Origin of the sequence: Arthrobacter sp. H14 (genome assembly GCF_000520495.1) — a bacterium.
GTDB lineage: Bacteria > Actinomycetota > Actinomycetes > Actinomycetales > Micrococcaceae > Arthrobacter_C.
This window is the reverse complement of record NZ_KI914623.1, coordinates 5,139-6,768: the sequence shown is the minus strand read 5'-3', so window position 1 is coordinate 6,768 and position 1,630 is coordinate 5,139. Positions and strand designations below refer to the sequence as shown.

Here is a 1,630-nt window from a genome sequence, read left to right as displayed (position 1 = left end):
TCCGGTGCGTTGCTTGGATGTCGGGTAGCCGAGCCGACTCCGCAGGGCGCCATCGCGTTTCCAAGTCCGGTTGAACGCTCCGATGATCGGCTGTGAGCCGGTGGCTTTGGACCAGGCAACGGATCCGCCCTGGAAGTTTTGCCGGGTCCCGCTGCCCCTGACGTTGATGATGTCCGACGTCGGGTAGCCGAGGGGCCCGCGCTCCCACCCATTGGCTCTCCAGGTGCTGCGCATAGGCCCGGAGGTGACGTGCGCCCCGGATGCGGGTGAGCGGTGGATCGAGCCCCTGCCGAAGTGCTGTACCGATCCGCGGTTCTTCAGCCCCTTCCGGAGGTTCGTGGTTGGGGTTGCCAAGGGTGACCTGGCCTCCGTAGTCGGCGTACTTTTTGGCCACGTGCCCGAAGGGGTCGTTCGAATACGGTGTGAAGACGTCGCCGACGGCGCCCATGATGATCCGGTCGCCTTTGGTTGCGGAGCGCAGCAACTTGACGACCGTCCGTTCCGGCAGCGAGATGCAGCCGGCGGTGGGCACCGGGTTGGTGTGCAGGAAGATCGCGAAGCCCGCTCCCTGCTTGATGGGTACGCCGGGTCCGCGGTTGTAGTTGATGACGGTGCCCTGGCGGTAGTCACCAGTTGATCTGGTGGCGAAATACCACATGTCCTCGTCCGGCCAGGTATGGCGGCTGGATTGGAAGTACTTGTTGTAGAGCTTGCCGGGCCGGCCACCCCAGCGGGACTTCGGGTTCAGGGTCCGGTATTTGAGCTTGGTGCCCGGGTTGCGCAGCCCGAATGCTTCCGTGACGCTGAAGGATCCGGTCGGTGAGTACTCGTATTTGGTGTGCCCGCTCGGCACGCCGGGGGCCTTGAACCCGTTGGATCCGACATAACCGCGACTCTGCCATTTCTCGACATACCGGTTCCCCGACCGGGCGCAGCTGGTGATCAGGGCGGCGCTTCTGGAACGGCTGGTGGTCGTGGCGAAGGTGACCCGTTTGGCTCCGTGGCCCGAATACTTCACCTGCCCTTTGCTGAGCCGGCTGCAAGGGTTGGTGACCTGGGAGGCGGCCGCGGCGGGCGGGGCCACGGTGAGTGATCCACCTAGCAGCGCCAAGGTCAGGGCAATGGCTGAAAGCAGGGGTTTCATGATGGGGCAGTCTTTTCTCTAAGTGGAGCTTCCAGGTCGCGGTGGTTACAAACCCAGGCGGTCGGCGTAGCCAGGATGCTTTGGGTCATTCGTCTCGTAGGCATCCTCTGGCGCCTGGCCCACGTCAAGGGCACGCTCGGCCGCGTAGCGTCCGGCCCGATGGGCCTCCTCGGACTGCAGGTCGTCTTCGTGCAGCTGTTCGGCCAGGAATTTTCCGAAGTAGGGCTGCTGCTCTGACTCAAGGTCGCCGAGATTATTGATGGCTTGAATGATTTTCGTGTCGTCGGTCGCCAGGGTCTCGACGTGCTCCTGCTCGCCGTCCCTGGCCAATTCCTCGCACGTGAACTCGCCGGTGCGGATCGCGGACCGTGCCGCTTCAACCCGCTCGGCGTCGGAGTCTGATGAGGTTGCGGCCGTCTCGTACAGGTCGGTCTGGCTGGCTTCTGTTGCGAGACGGACGGAGGGTTCGGTGTGCGTGGCGGCAGC

At 64.2% G+C, this 1,630-nt stretch carries 2 protein-coding genes; both read right to left on the bottom strand.

Annotated elements, in window-relative coordinates:
* The coding region (locus tag Y707_RS33395; RefSeq protein WP_442853274.1) for an LGFP repeat-containing protein at window positions 1–630 on the bottom strand (630 nt) is incomplete at its 3' end.
* Between the two features lie 559 nt (window positions 631–1,189).
* A partial coding sequence (locus Y707_RS31190; RefSeq protein ID WP_026534079.1) for a flagellar biosynthesis anti-sigma factor FlgM occupies window positions 1,190–1,630 on the bottom strand: 441 nt, incomplete at its 5' end.